We start from the raw sequence: 19,367 nt of genomic DNA, 5'->3' as shown, positions 1-19,367 counted from the left end.
TATGTCACATAAAGTAACAATCAAAGTCTCCCCCGACATTGTAGAGGCGGAGGTAAAAACGGCAGACCCTGAACAGGTAGCATACGTTAGCAAATATCTTACCCGCTCAAACTGCCCGACCCATGTCAAAGTTCATGTCACGGCGGAAGTCCACAGAGTGCTTTCGCTGATGGTTGCAGCAAACGCTCAGACAGGAGCGACAATCGGCGGGTATCTTACAGCCATCGTCCTCGACCACTTTGCAAAGAATGCGGATTTAATGAAGCGCATCTTTGAAGATAGCCGGGAGGAGCTGTTCCTATGACAGTATTTTTAGTATTAGCGTTGTTGGCAAGCAATATCTTCCTTGCCAAAATGCTGTTGTCAAAGGACTCTAAAAAGACAAGTGAACCTTCGGACATTGCAGAGAATAATGTATCAGAGGGAACGGCTGAAAAAAATTACATACCCGATACGAATAATTCTCTTGATGAAAAAGTCGCCGCAGTTGTAGGAGAAAGCAAATATGACCCTGACACATATAAAAAAATCGTGGAAGAGGTTGTAAAGGAGGTCGTCCCCTTGATAATTGAGGAGTATGGCAGTTATGCCGATGCAGGATTGCCGGAACCTCCAATCAAAGCAGATACCGGCGTTGTCCCTGTTGAAAAACTGGATGAGGTTTTCTCAAACAAGACTGTTGCCGACATTATGGGGGAAACTCCGGAACCGACAGAACCCCGTGCTGATGGAATAGACTTCAATGACATCAACACAACCATGAATGTCCTGAAAGAAAAGTCAGACAGTCCGGAGGATATGAAGATTGCCCAACGCACGCTTCAGGAATTGGAGGGAACCACTATCAAGGAGGAGATTTCTCTCGATCCTGCCATAAAAAAGCGGATTATGCTTATCGAACTTCATCTGCCAAAGAAAGATGAAGAATCAAATGAACAACCCACTACGTCAACAATGGATGAGGATGAAACAGTGGAACAGCAAACTAAACCTAAAAAGATCCTTTTCCACGCAGACATCGACACCTCGGATATTGATGAAATTGATTTCAATGTCTATCATTGACACTTGGCCGCAAGGCAAACCTATCTATAATTTAATTCATGTCTAATTTTTTCAAGAAATTCTATGAAAGAACCGTAGCGTTTATGAACGCACCCCATCGCCGCCGTCCTATTGCCGCAATGCTTCTTCTGACGGCTGCAATCCAAATGTTCGCCGCCGGTAACGGTCTGAGTGGCATCAATGAAGCCACTTCAATGGTCACCTCCTATTTTGATCCGGGAACGAAACTGGTGTACGCAATCGGTGCTGTTGTCGGTCTCATCGGCGGCATCAAGGTTTACTCCAAATGGTCGAGTGGCGACCCCGACACGAGCAAGACTGCCGCCTCATGGTTCGGGGCCTGTATCTTCTTGATTGTAGCAGCCACAATCCTCCGCTCATTCTTCCTCTGATGTCTGAGTATTCAATCAATAAGGGCATTGGCCGGTCGGTTGAGTACAAAGGTTTGAAAGCGCAATACCTGTTCATCTTCGCAGGAGGATTGCTTGCCATGTTCGTGGTGTTCGTCATCATGTATATCGCCGGAATCTCCCAATGGGTCTGCATAGGCTTCGGTGCGACAGGTGCGTCCTTTCTTGTCTGGCTCACATTCCACCTCAATGGCAAATACGGTCAGTACGGTCTGATGAAACTGACCTCGGTCAAATATCGACCACGATATATCATCAACCGTCTGCGCATAACACGATTGATAAAGCATAAAACATGAGGAATATACTGAAAGCTACAACACTGGAGTCGAAGCTGCCGCTGTTGGCGGTCGAGCATGGCTGCATCATCTCAAAGGACGCGGATGTTACCGTGGCCTTTGAGGTGAGCCTCCCGGAATTATTCACTGTCACCTCTGCTGAATATGAAGCGATGCACTCCGCTTGGTGCAAGGCAATCAAGGTTTTGCCACACTATACGGTCGTACATAAGCAGGATTGGTTTGTTAGTGAGAAGTATAAGCCGGAACTACAAAAAGAGGATTTATCTTTTCTTGACTGTTCATTTGAACGCCACTTCAACGAGCGCCCATATCTCGCTCACAAGTGCTACCTCTTTCTGACGAAGACTACAAAGGAACGTATGCGCAAGCAATCGAACTTCTCCACCCTCTGCCGTGGACGTATAATGCCAAAGGACTTGAATCACGAAATGGTTGTGAAGTTCATGGAAAGCGTTGAGCAATTCGAGCGAATTATGAATGACAGCGGCTATATAAAACTCCAAAGGCTCAATGACGAAGACCTGATAGGCACTGAGTCAACCTCCGGCCTGATTGAGAAATATATGTCGCTCTCAATGGATGACGTCACTTGCTTAGAGGACATTGACCTATCGGCAAAAGAGATGAGAATCGGCGACAAGTTACTCTGCCTACATACCCTTTCAGACACTGAGGATTTGCCCGCAAAGGTCAGCACAGACAACAGATATGAGCGGTTATCAACTGACCGAAGCGACTGCCGGCTTTCTTTCGCTTCTCCCGTAGGGTTGCTGTTGCCTTGCAACCATATCTACAACCAGCATCTACTGATTGATGATCCTGACGAGAATCTGACGCGGTTTGAAAAGACGGCACGCAACATGAACTCCCTGTCAAAGTACAGCCGAAGCAACGCTATCAACAAAGAATGGATTGACCAATATCTCAATGAGGCTCACAGTTACGGACTGATTTCCGTGCGCTGCCATTGCAACATAATGGCTTGGAGCGATGATGCCGAGGAATTGAGGAGAGTCAAAAATGATGTTGGCGGTCAACTGGCGACAATGGGTTGTATGCCACGGCACAACACTATTGACTGCCCGACACTGTTTTGGGCTGCGATGCCCGGCAATGAGGCTGACTTCCCTGCGGAGGAATCATTCTATACATTCATCGAACCTGCCGTTTGCTTCTTCACTGCCGAAACAAACTACCGTTCTTCTCTCTCTCCATTCGGGATAAAGATGGTTGACCGACTCACTGGCAAACCTATCCACTTGGATATATCTGATGAGCCGATGAAGCGAGGTATAACCACCAACCGAAACAAGTTCATACTTGGTCCGTCAGGTAGTGGGAAGTCGTTCTTTACCAACCACTTTGTCCGACAATATTACGAACAGGGCGCGCATATCCTGCTGATTGATACGGGTAATTCCTACGAAGGTCTGAGCAACTTGATTCGCAACAGGACTCATGACGAAGATGGCGTGTACTTCACCTATACGGAGGATAACCCAATCTCTTTTAATCCGTTCTATACAGACGACGGAGTATTTGATGTGGAGAAGAAAGACTCAATCAAGACATTGCTGCTGACGCTCTGGAAATCGGAAGATGACAGAGTGACAAAGACAGAATCCGGCGAGCTTGGCTCTGCATTGTCTATGTTCCTCGATAAGATGGCAAAAGACCGCGACATTGTTCCATGTTTCAACTCATTCTATGAGTTCATGCGTGATGATTACCGTGCGGAAATGGCAAATCGCCCGATACCCATCTACAAACAGGATTTCGACATTGACAACTTCCTGACCACGCTACGGCAGTATTATCACGGTGGACGCTTCGACTTTCTGCTCAATTCCAAAGCCAATATAGACCTGCTCAACAAGCGGTTTGTTGTCTTCGAGATTGATTCGATCAAGGATAATAGAGAATTGTTTCCGGTGGTGACAATCATCATCATGGAGGCTTTCATCAACAAGATGCGCCGTCTGAAGGGTATCCGTAAAGTCCTTATCTGTGAGGAGGCTTGGAAGGCTCTATCCTCGGCAAATATGGCTGAGTACATGAAGTACCTCTACAAGACCGTCCGAAAGTATTTCGGTGAGGCTGTTGTTGTGACACAGGAGGTTGACGACATAATTTCGTCGCCGATTGTCAAGGAAACCATCATCAACAACTCCGACTGCAAGATACTTCTTGACCAGCGCAAATACATGAACCGCTTCGACCAGATTCAGGAATTGTTAGGTCTGACCGATAAGGAGAAATCCCAGATACTGAGTATCAATATGGCTAACAACCCCAACCGCTTATATAAAGAGGTGTGGATTGGACTCGGAGGAACACAATCGGCAGTCTATGCAACAGAAGTGTCTGGCGAGGAATACTATTGCTACACCACGGAGGAAACAGAAAAAGTTGAGGTGCAACAACGCGCCGCCAAACTCGATGGCAATCTTGAAATGGCAATCCGAATGATGGCACAGCAACGAAGGGCGGGTATGACATGAAGTTCATGAAAGTCATTATGACAATTCTATTTAGTATTGTAGGTGATCTTATCGCCCTGTTTACATTTTCGCTGATCATATTTGGACTTGGAGTCAAAATTATCGTGCACATGGCACACAAAATAAGATAATCATTAAACTAAGATATGAACTATACATCAGCTCTTATTGAGCAACTAAAAAAGGATCCACGTTTCAATCTTCTTGGTTCGTGGAAAAATTGCCTTAATGATAAGGCAATTGACATCAATATCCACAGTGCGCATTTCTACATTTTCCTATTTAGTGATGATGAGAATGTGGATTTTATGGAAGAATCGGAACTTTATCCACTTCATTTTGACCGAGAAAATTCGGTATTCTATTTCTATCGACAAGGTATCCGCACTGAATTACTAATTCAGCTCGAAGACGGGAACGTGTTTCTTCAGCTTTTTGCCGACTCTTTTGGCGCTTATAAACTAACTAAAAAAGCTCTATCTGAATACACTGACTTTAGTCTTGAATAAAAACAAAAATCTAAAATGAAACAACTGAAATTTCTAATTCCGATATTTGCCATTTGCTTGTTTCTTGGAACAAATAAGGCAAGTGCCCAATGGACCGTAATAGACCCGTCCAACATTGCGCAGAGCATCGTAAACAACTCCAAATCACTCGTTCAAGAGTCGCAGACGGCGACCCACATGGTGAAAAATTTTCAGGAAACCGTGAAAATTTATCAGCAGGCGAAGAAATATTACGACGCTCTCCAGTCGGTCAACAATCTCGTCCGTGATGCCAGAAAGGTGCAGCAGACAATACTCATGCTCGGCAATATCTCCGGATACTATGTCAACAATTTCCAGAAGATGCTCACGGATCCAAACTTCACTTCCTCGGAACTGTCTGCAATAGCCTCCGGCTACACCCGGATATTGGAAGAAGCCAATGGTGTACTTGGAGATTTGAAACAGGTGGTTAACATTACCACTCTCTCCATGACCGACAAAGACCGTATGGATGTGGTGGATAACTGTTACAAGGAGATGAAGCGGTTGAAGAATCTGACCGCTTATTACACCAATAAGAACATCAGCGTCTCATATCTGAGGGCGAAAAAGAAAGCCGACACACAAAGGGTTGTAAACCTCTACGGCGACGGCAGTGAAAAATACTGGTAATCATGCTGTGCTCGATAGATTTCAGTAACCTTCACACAATCCTCCGCTCGCTCTATGATGAGATGATGCCACTTTGCTCAGATATGGCGGGCGTGGCACAGGCAATCGCCGGATTAGGCGCATTGTTCTATGTCGCCTACCGTATCTGGCAATCGCTGGCGAGAGCAGAACCGATTGATGTGTTCCCGTTGCTTCGCCCCTTTGTTATCGGCTTCTGCATAATGTTCTTCCCTTCGGTGGTACTTGGGACAATCAATGCGGTGATGTCGCCAATCGTTCAAGGAACAGCCTCGATGCTGGAGGGGCAAACTCTCGATATGCAAAAATACCGTGAGGAAAAAGACCGATTGGAATATGAGCAGATGATGAATGACCCGTCAACTGCCTACCTCGTCGATGATGCTGAGTTTGACCGTCAGATTGATGAACTCGGTGTTACGGAAATCGGTACAGCAGCCGGTATGTATATTGAGCGTGGAATGTATAAGGTCAAGAAAGCCATTCAGAACTTTTTCAGGGAATTACTTGAAATGCTCTTTCAAGCAGCCTCCCTTACGATAGACACAATAAGGACATTCTTCTTGATTGTGTTGGCAATACTCGGCCCGATTGCATTTGCCCTCTCGGTATGGGACGGCTTCCAGTCAACACTGACCATGTGGATCCAGCGATATATTCAGACTTATCTATGGTTGCCTGTGGCGGATTTGTTCAGTACCATTCTTGCCAAGATACAAGTTTTGATGCTTCAAAACGACATTTCAGAACTGACGAATAACCCCAATGCAGACCTCGACGGGACAAATACCGCGTATGTTATCTTTATGATTATTGGCATTATAGGTTACTTTACAATACCCACTGTGGCGGGGTGGATTATCCAAGCCGGCGGTGCCGGAAACTACAATCGGGCTGTCAACAATACAGCGATGCAAGCTGGTTCTATGGCCGGAAGTGTCGGAGGTGCAGTCGTGGGCAACGTGGCCGGCAGAGCCGGAAAACTATTAAAATGACATTCAAACACCGATTAAATGGAGTTCAAATCACTTAAAAACATAGAGTCATCTTTCCGTCAGATAAGGCTTTTCGGAATTGTATTTGTGGCTATGTGTGCGGTGGTTGTCTCGGTGGCTCTGGTTATGGTTTTCAACTTTGCTGAGAAGCAGCGTGAAAAAATCTATGTCCTTGACAATGGCAAGTCTTTGATGCTTGCCTTGTCACAGGATATGAGCCAGAACCGTCCGGCAGAGGCACGGGAGCATGTAAGACGTTTCCATGAATTGTTTTTCACTCTCTCGCCGGACAAATCAGCTATCGAACACAATATCAACCGCGCATTGATTCTCTCTGACAACAGCGCATACAATTACTACTCTGACTTCTCGGAAAAAGGTTACTATAACCGAATTATCTCCGGCAACATCAACCAGATATGTCAGGTGGACAGCGTTGTATGCAACTTCACCAACTATCCATACACGGCGGTGACTTATGCGAAGCAGAAAATCATTCGTCAGAGCAACGTGACTGAGCGCAGTCTTATAACAACCTGCAAGCTGACCAATTCGTCAAGATCAGATGACAATCCTAACGGCTTTATAATCGAGGGTTTCAATATCCTTGAAAATAAAGATATTTCCACAATCAAACGATAAGTGAGAGTTTTATCAAAAGTACGCGACACCATATATAATAAGGTGTGGCACACTCCCAAAGGGAAATTGAGAAATTTCCTTAGATGCAAATGTGATAATATACCGCAGAAACGACGGTTGACAATCGTGGGTGTATTCTTCGGATTGTTTGTCCTCATCGCATTTCTATTGTTCGGCAATGCCTGTTACCACATAGGACTGGGGCAAGCCCGTCAGCACATTGATGAGATAAAGCATATAAAGGCAGTGGAGTTACCAGCTTCAACTGAAAAACAGTCACTACCAACATTTGATGACATTTGAAGAACTGAAAACGAAAGTCAATGGCTGGTTTCAGCCGAAAAATGAGGCTGAGAGAGCCAAACTTAAAAAGTATGCCATTGTATTTCCCGCGATGTTCCTGACATTCATAGTTGCCCTTTGGTTAATTTTCGGCAGTGGATTCTCGTCAGACATGACCGACACAAGCAACGCCAATATGGAGCTGCCGGATGGTGACAATGCCGAAATTGAAGGGAACAAACTCAAAGCAATGGAGGCTAAGGCACTTGAAGATGAAAAGCACCGACAGGATAGCGTAGTCCAGACATTCACTGAAATGGCGGATACGATGCCGACAAATATTTCAGAAGAGCCGACTGCAATAGAGTCATCGGCACAGGCATACCAGTCAGTCCAAGCGTCACTTGAAGATTTTTATATTCCCGAAGACCAGTCTGCGGCACAGGTCGCAGAACTTCAAGCGAGGATTGATGAACTGGAAATGCAGAATGCCTACGCCCAGCAGCAGACTCAGCAGCCCAATGAAGTGGAGCTGATGGAGAAGTCTTATCAGTTGGCGGCGCAGTATTTCAGCACCGGCAATGGCAGTCAGCAGGCGGTCATAGTTGATGAACCCGAGAAAGAGCGTAAGGTTATGCCCGTGAATCAGGTCAACCGTAATGTGGTTTCCTCTCTCAGTGCGGCAACATCTGAACGGTCATTCTCTACCGCTGTCGGCGGCAAGCGTCAGAATTTCAAGAATACCATTTCAGCGTGCATAGCCTCTGACCAGTCGGTAATTGACGGTCAGAGCGTGAAACTGAGAACCCTTGAACCTATGTGGATAGGCAACTCGCTGTTGCCAAAGAATACAACCGTTGTCGGCTCGGCACGATTGCAAGGAGAACGCCTTGAAATCACGATTGAAAGCATTGAGGCATTAGGTTGTATCATGGAGGTTGACCTCGCTGTCTATGACTCCGATGGTCAGGAGGGTATCAACATACCCAACTCTATGGAGTCTGACGCACTGAAAGAAATCGGAGCCAATATGGGGAGCACCGTCGGCAGTTCAATCAACATATCCACCAATGCCGGAGCGCAGATTGTCTCCGACGTGGGTCGAGGCTTACTCAACGGCGTAGGTCAATATCTTACCAAGAAAGTCCGGCAGGTGAAAGTTCATCTGAAATCCGGCTACAAAGTGATGCTCAAACAGGTTGAGCAGTAATCAACAAAACACACCAACACAACGAATGAAAACAATCACAAAACTCTTCGTTGCGGCAGTGGCGCTCTTCGGAGCAGCCACCGCTGTCAACGCAAAAACAGTCAAAAACACCGATAGCAATGTGTCTTCTGACACTGAAACGGTCGCCGAACACGACATGAATGTGTACGGTGCTAACTATACCGACGGCGACAAATTCAATGGTCTTACCCGAAAAGTCGGCTTCGACCGAATGATTCCGCCTCATGCGCTGGAGGTATGCTACAACAAAACCACGCATATCATCTTCCCGGCTGAGATTACCTACGTGGATCTCGGTAATGAGAACCTTGTTGCCGGACTCGCCGATGGTGCGAAGAATGTGCTGCGTGTAAAATCAGCTTTCAAGTCGTTCAAGCAGGAAACCAATCTTTCGGTTATCACTGAAGATGGTAGCTATTACACATTTAACGTAAAATTCGCCAAAGAACCGCAGTTGCTCAGTATCGAGATGACTGATTTTCTCCATGACGGTGGGGCTGTGAACCGCCCCAACAACGCGCAGGAGATTTATCTGGAAAAACTCGGTCAGGAGTCGCCGATGCTTGTAAAGCTCATCATGAAAAGTATCTACAAGCAGAACAAGCGAGAAATCAAGCACATCGGTAGTAAGCGTTTTGGAGTCCAGTTCCTACTGAAAAGCATCTACACCAACAACGGACTTCTCTATTTCCACACAGAACTGAAGAATACCTCAAACATAGCTTTTGACATTGACTATGTGATGTTCAAGATTGTGGATAAGAAAGTTATCAAACGAACCGCCATGCAGGAGCAGATTCTTGAACCGCTACGCGCCCAGAACTATGTGACGGTGGTACACGGTAAATCAACGGAACACACAGTGTTCGCCTTGGAGAAATTCACAATCCCCGATGACAAACAGCTCGTTATCGAGGTCGCCGAAAAAGAAGGTGGTCGCCATCAGTCCTTTGTAGTCGATAATGAAGACATCGTAAGAGCCAACGTAATTGATGAACTTTCAATCCAGTAATCCAATGAGAAAAGCGATGATAATTTTCGCTGCCATGCTTGCCCTTTTCACAGGGCAGGCAATGGCTCAGCGAACACTTCCCGGCATGAGGTCGGTAGAAGTCAAGGCGAATATGGTTGACGGTTTCTATACCGGCTCAGCCCGCAATTGTGGCTATTCTTTCGGTGTCTATTACTCCGTTTTCAAAGGCAACAATGCCCACGAATGGGTCTTCGGGGGTGAGTATCTCCAAACCTATAAGTCTTACGGCGAGAAAGGTCGTATCCCCGTAGCTGAATTTACTGGCGAAGCAGAATATAATCTCCACCTTTACAGCAACTATACACAGTTCTTTCACCTTTATGGAGGAATCTCAGCTCTTGCCGGATATGAGACGGTCAACTGGGGTAAGACACTTTTATCCGACGGTGCAACACTCCACAACTCGGACGCCTTTATCTATGGTGGAGCAGTCAACATTCAGGCTGACTTCTATCTCTCAGACAGAATCGCCCTCACCGCCAACCTCAAAGAGAGATTCATTTTCGGTAACTCAACGGGACACTGCCATTTCTCCTACGGACTGGGCATTAGAATTATGATGGACTAACAAACTATGAGATACACTGAGAAAGATATTCCGGGAATGCCGATTACGGCATTCTTGGATGCCCTTGGCGAAAAGTCAGTTGGCGGCTATGGATATTTGAAACTTTACTATGCTCCGTACCGTGATGATGCAGAGGCATTATTAGTGGTTGACACCAAAATGAATAATTGGTATGATCACGGGACTGATGAATCCGGTAATTTATATGATTTAGCGGAACTTACAGCAAGGGGCGACCATCGGAAGGATATTAGCGGCTACATTGTCAAGATGATGAACGATAATGAGATAGCCAAAGAAATGCTCACAAAAAGAGCCATTGAGCCACAGGTAATACACCTTGACATTGCCAAGATGCAGCTCACTGACTTTATGAAGGCATTGGGTCAGAAACACCCGGTAGCCGCTGACGGCGATTTGAGAATCTACAATTCTCCCTACGATTCATCGGCCAAAGGTACGATGGTTATCAATGTCCGCACGAACTTATGGCGTGATACCAAGTCTGGTGCCAATGGTGGAATCTATGACCTTGCGTATGAAATGACCGGCTGTGCCAACAAGTCGGAACTAAACCGATATATTGCCGGTGAGATGAACGCCTTACAGAAAAAGCAGTTGAAGGCCGAAGAGAAAACTGAACCGCCAAAGCCCAAACGAAAGATGCGTCTATGAACATTGACGAAATCAGACAAATCCCGTTGGTGGATTTTCTCAACCACCTCGGCTATCAGCCGACAGGCCGCGACAGCAAAGGATTGTGGTTCTACTCTCCATATCGCAATGAGCGAAAGCCGTCTTTCCATGTCAATCCTCGCAAAAATCTATGGTACGATTTTGGGAGCGGTGCCGGTGGCGACATCTTCAATCTTGCCGGAGAATTGACAGGCGAAAAAGACTTCATCAAACGTGCGGAGTTCATCGCCCAAAAGATGCAGTTGGCTGTGGAGAAGCCCTACAATCCAATGCCGTTCAAGGAAGAACCAACCTTTGAAAATGTTGAAATCTCCAGACTGGAGGCTCCGGCTCTGCTTAAATACCTTGCTGACCGTGGCATATCACGCGACATAGCCCAATGCTATTGTGTGCAGGTTGATTATGAATTGCACGGCAAGAGGTTTTACGCCATCGGCTTTGAAAATAACGCGCATGGCTATGAACTGCGAAATTCCTTTTTCAAAGGCTCTTATCCACCCAAGCATATAACCCACATTTCCAATGGCAACGCCCGATGTAATGTCTTTGAAGGCTTCATCGACTTTCTCTCAGCGGAACGACTCGGATATAATGACGGCACTGATACAATCGTGCTTAACTCCGTATCAAATCTGAATAAGGCCATTGCGCCACTGAGAGAATACAGCGTGGTGAGTTGCTATCTCGACAACGACAATGCAGGACGAGCCGCCGTCGTCAAGCTCCAGCAGGAGTTAGGCGACAAGGTAATGGACAAGTCCGCACTTTACCCTAATCACAAAGATCTGAACGACTATCTAATGTCGCTCTATCCCAAACAGACAACAAAATCAAAACTCAAACTCTGATGAAAACAATCCTCAATAGAATCGGCGCAATACGCGTCACTCCCGCCTGTTTCTTCGGATTCTGGGCAGTCCTCTTCGCACTCGTGTTCTCCCTCACTTCATGTTCTGACGACCTCGATGTGCAGCAGTCATATCCATTCACCGTGGAAGTCATGCCATACGCCGACAAAATCGCCAATGGCGAAACAGTCGAACTGCGTATGACCATCGTCCCCGAAGGGAATTACACCAACACCCTCTACACAATCCGATACTTCCAGTATGAGGGGAAAGGTACACTGAAACTTGTCGATGGCCCGACACTCGTCAACAATGACCGCGTCCTAATCGAATCCAAACAATTCCGACTCAACTACACCGCCCGAAGCACAGGCTCACACGAACTTCTGGTCACGGTAGAGGATAATTATGGGACCCACTGGGAACAAACATTTGAGTTCAATAACAACGACAGCGACGACAACGGCGGCACAGGAAGTCTGGTTGTGACTCCTATCAATCCCGGAACACTAACACCCATCGGCAAATGAAGAAACTTCTGATACTCTTTGTGGCATTGTTCTCCCTCGTGGGAACAATGCCCGGCAACGCCGCCTCACAGCGAACTGCCCCCACAAGGGAGCATAAAACAAAAAGAAGCATAATGGAATTGCCGCTCTTTGAGCGCGCAGTTTTAATAATCAAGAAGTTTGAAACACTCCATAAGCCGAAGCATTGGCCTTACGTTGGATATGGACACCAAGTTCAGCCGGGCGAACCCTACCGCCGTGGTTGCCAACTAACCGAAACACAGGCTGACGCACTTCTTCGCAAAGACTATTCCAAATTCTGTGCACTGTATGAGAAATATGGCAAAGACAAATATCTCCTCGCCGCCCTCGCATACAACTGTGGCCCCGGCGTAGTCAACAAATCCAGCGTCCTCCGCCTCCTCAAATCCGGCAACCGCAACATCTTCAAAGCCTACACCTCCCATTGCCATTACAAAGGCAAGAAACACAAAGGTTTGTTAACTCGGAGGCTAACGGAACTTGCCGCCCTTTTTCTCCCTTAATAACAGTCTAATAAGTTGCGTCGAAGGGATGCACTCCATTCGGGGTGTGTCCCTTTGTCGTATCTTATAGACTAAAAAACGATACACTATGGCCTCAATAAAAGTAAAATACCGACCATCAACGATTGCAGACCATGAGGGTGCAATCTACTACCAGATTATCCATGAGAGAAAAGTCCGTCAACTAAACACTGAGTATCATGTAATGCCTGATGAATGGGATGAAAACCGTTCAATGGTAACAACAAAGCAATCCAGCGAAAGGAAATCATTCATTCTCTCAATCCGCGAGAGAATCCGCTGGGATGTAGAGCGACTGACCAAAATTGACAAACGCCTTGATGCAGAAGGATTGTCCTATACCGCCGATGATGTGATTGACGAGTTTCGCAGATATGCAAGCGAATACTCATTGTTCAATTTCATGGAGAGTTTGATTATCAAGTTCAAGCAGCACGGTAAGACAAGAACCTCCGAAACCTATACAGCTGCACTCAACAGTTTTAAGAAGTTCCGAGAAGACGAAGACATCATGCTCGATTGCATGACCTCCGAGATAATGGAAGCATACGAGGCATGGCACAAGCAGCGTGGCAATTCTCCTAACACCATATCCTTTTACACCCGCATTCTTCGGGCGGTCTATCACCGGGCAGTTGAGGATGACATCATCGAGAACCGCAATCCTTTCCGTCATGTCTATACTGGCGTAGATAAGACCATTAAACGCGCATTGCCTCTTCCCTCCATAAAGAAAATAAAGGCATTGGACTTATCACTCTCACCGCCATTAGACTACGCCCGCGATATGTTCCTGATGAGTTTCTATCTTCGTGGTATGAGTTTCATAGATATGGCTTATTTGAAGAAAACAGACCTTAAAAACGGATCAATTGTCTATCGCCGTCGCAAGACCGGACAGCAGCTCACAATCGCATGGGCGCCGGAAATGCAAGCCATCCTCGACAAATATCCCGACAATCCTACGCAATATTTGTTACCCATCATCAAGACAGATGGTATCAACGAGCGATGTGCCTACCGCAACATCGGTTACAACATCAATCACAACTTGAAGAAGATAGCCGACTTGGTCAGAATAAACATCCCCTTGACGATGTACGTTGCTCGCCACTCATGGGCCAGTGCCGCAAAAGCAAAGGGCATCCCCCTCAGCGTAATCAGCGAAGGCATGGGCCACGACAGCGAAGCCACTACCCAAATCTACCTCGCCTCCCTTGACACCTCAGTCGTTGACAAAGCCAATAGTCTAATCCTAAAGTCCCTATAAAACACACGAACGCCTCGGTGCTCCGGCATCGAGGCTATTTTGTTTAGCAAGCATCCAAATCTCTAAACAAGAGATACTTATTCAGTTTGCAAAGTTACGAAAAAATCTGGAAATGAGGACTAAAACCGTTAACCAAATTTATTATGTTTTACAACATATAAAGTCTTTATGGCCACTTTGTTGAGCAAATCTCACGAGATGATATTCGTATCTCCATGATTATCAGCGAGCACTAAAAAATCCCAATCTCTTGTTTAGAGTTAACTATCAACAACCATATCGGCATGACGAAACGAAACACCATATACAAGATAGTCAAGGACGTTGCCACAAGTTGCGTCACGCGATGTCCTGTCTCGTTTAGCAACCATCCAAATCTCTTGAAAAGAGATACTTAACCAATTGCAAAGGTAAGCAAAATAATTGATAATCAGAACAGCTATCATGGGAATCAACATGAATGTTTTACCAGTTGTGAGATTTTTGTTTAGCAATATCTGTTTATCTTGATTCGTAAGAAGGTATAAGTTAACAGAATAATTGTCATCCAAGACTCTTTTCAAGAGAGGACTAACCGACTTAAAACCTTGCAAGCACAATCACTGCTCATTGAATGGTCTTGCTTGAAACATTCCAAAATATAAACCGATGGCCGATTGTGTCTGTAATTTTGCATTGTAATCAACAACAAACTATAAAATTAAAATTATGGCAATAAATCTTCAAAAAGGACAGCGTATCGAAATCGGCTTAAAGAAAGTCGGTGTCGGTTTGGGATGGGATCCCAACGAAAGTACTGGTTATGACTTTGACCTTGATGCCTCAGCTTTTATGCTTGGTGAAAACAAAAAACTTCCGGCAGATGAGTTCTTCGTGTTCTACAACAATCAGAAATCTCCCGACAGTGCCGTTGAATCATCAGGCGATGATTTAACTGGAGGCAATAGCGATGGTGGAGATGACGAGACTCTGACTGTTGACCTTTCTAAGGTTGACCCTCGCGTGAATGAGATCCTGTTCACTGCTACCATACATGATGCAGAAAATCGTCGTCAGAACTTCGGACAAGTTCGCAATAGCTACATTCGCATCTACAATGCTCTCACTGATGAGGAAATTGCCAAATATGACCTCGATGAAGACTTCTCGGTAGAGACCGCTGTAGAATTTGGCCGACTCTATCGTCGCAATGGCGAATGGAAATTTGAAGCTATTGGCAATGGTTTCAAGGGAGGACTGGAATACTTTGTAAACAAATACGCATACTAATCATATATGGCTATACGCATTCAAAAAGGCGGTTCCACCGAAATCAAACTTGAAAAATTTTCAGTCGGATTAGGTTGGCAAGTCCGAGAAGACGCTTCGGCAAAGGATGACTTCGACCTTGATGTATCCGCCTTTATGGTGGATGCGTCTGGTAAGATTCCAACTGATGATTATCTCGTATTCTACAATTCTGAAAAAAGGCTCAAAGCAGATGAGAACGGCAAATTGCTTTCTCCAATCAAGATTGTTCCTTATACAGAATGGCGAAGCAATGATGAAATGAGAGCACAGTCGCGACCTGTTGATCCTGAAATTTCTGTTATCGGTTCAATTGATAACGAAGAAGGAGGCGATGAAGGAGATGCCGAAACTATCGACATGGAACTTTCTAAAGTTCGCTCAGACATCGAAAAGATTATCATCTGTGTAAGCATATATGATGCAAAGAATCGCGGTCAAAATTTCGGGCAGGTTGAGAATGCTTACGTCCGTATATATTCTGAGGGACATGAGGAGATTGGACAAGAAGAAATTATCTACGACTTGACCGAAGACTTCTCAACCTGCGCTTCAGTAGAATTCGTTCAGTTGTATCGTTACAACGGGACATGGAAAATCAAAGCTCTTGGTGTCGGACATCATGGCGAATTTGATGAACTCGTTGCTAAATTTACATGACATGGCTATAGAACTGAAAAAAGGTGGTGATACCCACCGCATCGACCTGACAAAGCGAACCGGCTCGAACTTAAACGGAGAGATTGTCATCAATCTTGACTGGAGTAAGGGTAATGGTGGCTTCTTCGGAATGTTCAAGAGTGCGATTGACCTTGATCTCGGTTGTTTCTATGAAATGCGGGATGGTTCAAAGATGCTGATTGACGGCGTACAGTTCTCTCATGGCCGTGGAGGCAATAGAGACCAACAAACTCGTCAAGGATGTTATACCAAATCACCTTATATCTGGCATAATGGAGATGACCGAGGAGGAAATGCTCAATCAGGAGAAAATATTTCAGTTAATCCAGCTGGTGTTAATGACATTAAGCGGATGATTATATATACCTTCATCTATGAAGGTGCTGCTCGATGGGCTGAGACCGATGCGGTAGTTAAGGTTGCTGTGCCAGGGACAGAAACTGTTGAGGTTAAAATGGGACAGCAAACCAGTGACAAAAAGTTTTGTGCTATTGCCGAACTCAATTTCAATGGAGATAACTCCATCACTGTAAAGAAACTTGTAACATTCCATAATGGTCACGCTGACTGTGACCGGGCTTATGGCTGGGGCTTTAATTACACAGCCGGTTCAAAAGACTAAACTATCATCACACATGGCTATAAGACTTGAAAAAGGTCAGCGAATCAACCTTGAAAAAAACAATGGTTCGAAGCTTACCCAGTTTTGCGTAGGTTGCAACTGGGGAGCGGTGACAAAGAAAGCTTTCTTTGGGTTATCATCCTCTATCGTAGATGTCGATCTTGACCTCAGTTGCCTTCTGTTTGACCAAAACGGAAAACCTATCGACCACATCTACTCTTCACTTTATCGTTTTGGTGACCGCAACATTGGCTTGCCTAACGGTAAACTCGATACACTTGACCATGCTCTTCATCATATCGGGGACGACCTTACAGGTGACCAAGGAGGAGATGACGGTCTTGACAATGAGATTATAACTGTTGACTTGACTAAAATCAATCCCAATGTCAATTCAATCGTGTTCTTTCTCAACATCTACAATAACAACGACTATCAGGGTGATTTTTCCGGAATACCCTACGCATACATAAGAATGTATGAGGGTACTCCTACCAAGGTCAAGGAGGTGTTCGCACAGTATGATGTTGCAACTAAGACTGACTGTGCTGGAATGCGCGGACTGATTCTTGGCAAACTCTATCGTCGTAACGGAGACTGGAAATTCGCTGCCATCGGTGATGCCTACCCGGACCGCTCTATTGTCAACACGTTGGCGCGTGTCATGAAAGACTATTCAAAATAAAGAAATATGAGAAGATTACCTGTTTACATTCTTCTTGACACATCAGGTTCTATGTATGGTGAACCTATTGAAGCCGTCAAAAACGGTGTTCAAATTCTTGTGTCAACACTCAGGAGTGACCCTTATGCACTTGAAACCGCATATCTCAGCGTCATAACATTTAACAGCACTGCTCAGCAGGATGTCCCTCTTACCGAGTTGTCATCTTTTCAGCAGCCCAACTTAACGGCAAGTGGTTGTACGGCTCTCGGTGGCGCATTATCGCTTTTAGCTCAAAGAGCTGATGCTGAAGTTACAAAGACAACCGCAGAACAAAAAGGCGACTGGAAACCATTGGTTTTCATTATGACTGATGGAGAGCCAACTGATGACCTTCAAAAAGGCCTGAATGACTTCAACAAACGCAAATGGGGTGTTGTCGTAGCCTGTGCTGCCGGTCAGGGAGCCAATACTGATACACTCAAAAAAATAACCGAGTGTGTGGTTCAACTCGATACTGCTGACAGCGCTACAATTAAATCCTTCTTCAAGTGGGTATCTGCTTCTATCAGCACAAGCTCAATGAAAGTGGAAGATGGATTTGGCGAAGTAACCGGACTCAGCGAACTTCCACCGCCACCTCCAGAAGTTAACATCGTAGTATAAACTGATTAACATCAAATAAGGGGTGGTTTGATTGAAAAAACAATCACCCCTTATTGCAAATTATTATGAGACGACTACCGGTATATATACTCATTGACACATCCGGCTCGATGAAAGGAGAACCTATTGAGTCGGTGAAGGTTGGTCTTGAAGCAATGGTGTCAAGTCTTCGACAAGATCCTTTTGCCTTAGAATCCGCCTGTATAAGTATTATCACATTTGACAAGGATGTTAAGTGCATACTACCACTGACTCCGCTTGAAGATCTTCAGCTACCTGAGATAACCACACCCGATTCAGGCCCAACTCACACAGGAGCTGCATTGAAAATGCTGATAGAACAGGTAGATAAAGAGGTTCAACTAATCACTCCAGATCGCAAAGGAGATTGGATGCCTTTACTTTTCTTGTTAACTGATGGTAAGCCTTCGGATTTACAAGAATATAACAATATTGTAAATGAGGTTAAGAAGCGTAAATTTGCAAGTATTGTTGCCTGTGCAGCTGGAATGAAGGCGAAGCCCGAACCGTTGAAACTTCTGACTGAACAGGTGTATATGCTCGATACACTTGATAGTGCCGGATTCAAAAAATTCTTCAAATGGGTGTCTGATTCAATCGGTGTTGGTAACCGAAGCGTTGGTTCAGCCGAAGATTTAGTTCTACCTCCACCTCCAGAGGAAGTTAATCTAATCGTATAAGTTATGAACTGTAAACTCGTTGGAAATTTCGTTCAGCATCTGGAGATTATACTATCTCCGGGTGAGGATTTCTATGTAGAAAAAGGTGCTTTAATTTATCTTGAAAGTGGCATAGAAAAAGAGTTGAGTTTTAATGGTTCAGGTTTGGGTCGACTCATAGGAGCAAAACTTTCTGGCGAATCGCTCTTCATCATCAGGTTATATAATAAAAGCAATCAACCAAAGAAGCTCGTTATCGGCAGTCATTACGGACTTCATCCTGTAAAAATCACTGGAGAAACTATGATCTGCCATAGAAGTGTGTATGTGGCATCAAATAATCGAGTTGATGTAAGCACAAAAATCTCAATAGCCGGGTTGGTGGGAGGAATGGGGTTGCTCCTACAAAAAATATCAGGTAATTCAACTGTCTTTCTTGATACAAAAGGGACTCCAATCTCAATAAGTCTTCGTCCGGGTGAAACTATAGAAGTAGATGAAGATCATATCCTCGCACTTCATTCAATTTCGGAAAGTCAAATGTCATCCAACTGGTCATTGGGTAACCTTTTAGGAGGAGAAGGACTAAGTATGTTAAAAATAATCGGTCCGGGTCAAGTATATCTCTCACCGGGCACATTTCATCAACCAGTAAATCAATAACTATA

Annotated in this window: 25 protein-coding genes; all 25 read left to right on the top strand. The window is 45.1% G+C overall.

Annotation, left to right across the window (positions count from 1 at the left end):
- Position 1: 1 nt before the first annotated feature.
- Complete coding sequence (locus tag EZ315_RS09155; RefSeq protein WP_135035828.1) at positions 2-304, top strand: DUF3408 domain-containing protein; 303 nt, start codon at positions 2-4, stop codon at positions 302-304.
- On the top strand, positions 301-1,065 hold the full coding sequence (locus EZ315_RS09150; protein WP_135471781.1) for a hypothetical protein: 765 nt from the start codon (positions 301-303) through the stop codon (positions 1,063-1,065). Before EZ315_RS09155 ends, EZ315_RS09150 begins: the two co-directional genes overlap by 4 nt.
- A gap of 83 nt (positions 1,066-1,148) precedes the next feature.
- The gene (locus tag EZ315_RS09145) at positions 1,149-1,457 is read left to right on the top strand and encodes a DUF4134 domain-containing protein (protein WP_068960688.1); all 309 of its coding nucleotides are present in this window, start codon (positions 1,149-1,151) and stop codon (positions 1,455-1,457) included.
- Positions 1,457-1,774, top strand: coding sequence for a DUF4133 domain-containing protein (locus EZ315_RS09140; RefSeq protein WP_135471780.1), 318 nt, complete (start codon positions 1,457-1,459; stop codon positions 1,772-1,774). Before EZ315_RS09145 ends, EZ315_RS09140 begins: the two co-directional genes overlap by 1 nt.
- On the top strand, positions 1,771-4,278 hold the full coding sequence (locus EZ315_RS09135; protein ID WP_135471779.1) for a TraG family conjugative transposon ATPase: 2,508 nt from the start codon (positions 1,771-1,773) through the stop codon (positions 4,276-4,278). Before EZ315_RS09140 ends, EZ315_RS09135 begins: the two co-directional genes overlap by 4 nt.
- Positions 4,279-4,424: 146 nt before the next feature.
- Positions 4,425-4,787 (top strand): hypothetical protein, encoded by a 363-nt coding sequence (locus EZ315_RS09130; RefSeq protein WP_135471778.1) that lies wholly within the window; start codon positions 4,425-4,427, stop codon positions 4,785-4,787.
- 15 nt (positions 4,788-4,802) lie between these two features.
- Positions 4,803-5,441 (top strand): DUF4141 domain-containing protein, encoded by a 639-nt coding sequence (locus EZ315_RS09125; RefSeq protein ID WP_135471777.1) that lies wholly within the window; start codon positions 4,803-4,805, stop codon positions 5,439-5,441.
- A 14-nt stretch (positions 5,442-5,455) separates the two neighbouring features.
- Entirely contained in the window at positions 5,456-6,454 is a 999-nt protein-coding gene (traJ, locus tag EZ315_RS09120) for a conjugative transposon protein TraJ (RefSeq protein ID WP_135471951.1), read from the top strand.
- A gap of 18 nt (positions 6,455-6,472) precedes the next feature.
- On the top strand, positions 6,473-7,096 hold the full coding sequence (traK, locus tag EZ315_RS09115; RefSeq protein WP_016410450.1) for a conjugative transposon protein TraK: 624 nt from the start codon (positions 6,473-6,475) through the stop codon (positions 7,094-7,096).
- Positions 7,097-7,399 (top strand): TraL conjugative transposon family protein, encoded by a 303-nt coding sequence (locus tag EZ315_RS09110; protein WP_135471776.1) that lies wholly within the window; start codon positions 7,097-7,099, stop codon positions 7,397-7,399. It abuts the gene before it with no gap.
- On the top strand, positions 7,389-8,588 hold the full coding sequence (gene traM, locus EZ315_RS09105; RefSeq protein WP_135471775.1) for a conjugative transposon protein TraM: 1,200 nt from the start codon (positions 7,389-7,391) through the stop codon (positions 8,586-8,588). The genes EZ315_RS09110 and traM overlap by 11 nt, the downstream gene beginning before the upstream one ends.
- 157 nt (positions 8,589-8,745) lie before the next feature.
- Entirely contained in the window at positions 8,746-9,621 is an 876-nt protein-coding gene (traN, locus tag EZ315_RS09100; RefSeq protein ID WP_135471950.1) for a conjugative transposon protein TraN, read from the top strand.
- A gap of 4 nt (positions 9,622-9,625) precedes the next feature.
- The gene (locus tag EZ315_RS09095) at positions 9,626-10,210 is read left to right on the top strand and encodes a conjugal transfer protein TraO (protein WP_135035799.1); all 585 of its coding nucleotides are present in this window, start codon (positions 9,626-9,628) and stop codon (positions 10,208-10,210) included.
- A gap of 6 nt (positions 10,211-10,216) precedes the next feature.
- Positions 10,217-10,885, top strand: a complete 669-nt coding sequence (locus EZ315_RS09090; RefSeq protein ID WP_135471774.1) for a hypothetical protein — start codon at positions 10,217-10,219, stop codon at positions 10,883-10,885.
- Positions 10,882-11,754 carry a toprim domain-containing protein gene (locus EZ315_RS09085; protein ID WP_135471773.1) on the top strand — a complete coding sequence of 291 codons (873 nt, stop codon included), beginning with the start codon at positions 10,882-10,884 and terminating at the stop codon, positions 11,752-11,754. Before EZ315_RS09090 ends, EZ315_RS09085 begins: the two co-directional genes overlap by 4 nt.
- Positions 11,754-12,284: a DUF3872 domain-containing protein gene (locus tag EZ315_RS09080; protein ID WP_135471772.1), complete on the top strand. Its 531-nt coding sequence runs from the start codon at positions 11,754-11,756 to the stop codon at positions 12,282-12,284. The genes EZ315_RS09085 and EZ315_RS09080 overlap by 1 nt, the downstream gene beginning before the upstream one ends.
- A complete protein-coding gene (locus EZ315_RS09075) occupies positions 12,281-12,808 on the top strand; it encodes a glycoside hydrolase family protein (RefSeq protein WP_135471771.1) in 528 nt (175 codons plus the stop codon). Before EZ315_RS09080 ends, EZ315_RS09075 begins: the two co-directional genes overlap by 4 nt.
- Positions 12,809-12,896: 88 nt before the next feature.
- A complete protein-coding gene (locus tag EZ315_RS09070; RefSeq protein WP_135471770.1) occupies positions 12,897-14,099 on the top strand; it encodes a site-specific integrase in 1,203 nt (400 codons plus the stop codon).
- 708 nt (positions 14,100-14,807) lie between these two features.
- On the top strand, positions 14,808-15,368 hold the full coding sequence (locus tag EZ315_RS09065; RefSeq protein ID WP_135471769.1) for a TerD family protein: 561 nt from the start codon (positions 14,808-14,810) through the stop codon (positions 15,366-15,368).
- A 6-nt stretch (positions 15,369-15,374) separates the two neighbouring features.
- Positions 15,375-16,046, top strand: coding sequence for a TerD family protein (locus EZ315_RS09060; protein ID WP_135471768.1), 672 nt, complete (start codon positions 15,375-15,377; stop codon positions 16,044-16,046).
- A gap of 1 nt (position 16,047) precedes the next feature.
- Complete coding sequence (locus tag EZ315_RS09055; RefSeq protein ID WP_135471767.1) at positions 16,048-16,689, top strand: stress protein; 642 nt, start codon at positions 16,048-16,050, stop codon at positions 16,687-16,689.
- 13 nt (positions 16,690-16,702) lie between these two features.
- Complete coding sequence (locus EZ315_RS09050; RefSeq protein ID WP_135471766.1) at positions 16,703-17,374, top strand: TerD family protein; 672 nt, start codon at positions 16,703-16,705, stop codon at positions 17,372-17,374.
- Between the two features lie 6 nt (positions 17,375-17,380).
- A complete protein-coding gene (locus tag EZ315_RS09045; protein ID WP_135471765.1) occupies positions 17,381-18,019 on the top strand; it encodes a vWA domain-containing protein in 639 nt (212 codons plus the stop codon).
- Between the two features lie 65 nt (positions 18,020-18,084).
- Entirely contained in the window at positions 18,085-18,720 is a 636-nt protein-coding gene (locus EZ315_RS09040) for a vWA domain-containing protein (protein WP_135471764.1), read from the top strand.
- A 3-nt stretch (positions 18,721-18,723) separates the two neighbouring features.
- Positions 18,724-19,362 carry an AIM24 family protein gene (locus EZ315_RS09035; protein WP_135471763.1) on the top strand — a complete coding sequence of 213 codons (639 nt, stop codon included), beginning with the start codon at positions 18,724-18,726 and terminating at the stop codon, positions 19,360-19,362.
- The last annotated feature ends 5 nt before the right edge of the window (positions 19,363-19,367 follow it).

The organism is Duncaniella freteri, assembly GCF_004766125.1.
GTDB lineage: Bacteria > Bacteroidota > Bacteroidia > Bacteroidales > Muribaculaceae > Duncaniella > Duncaniella freteri.
Note: the sequence above shows the minus strand (reverse complement) of the source record. Positions and strands in the feature narration are given on the sequence as shown.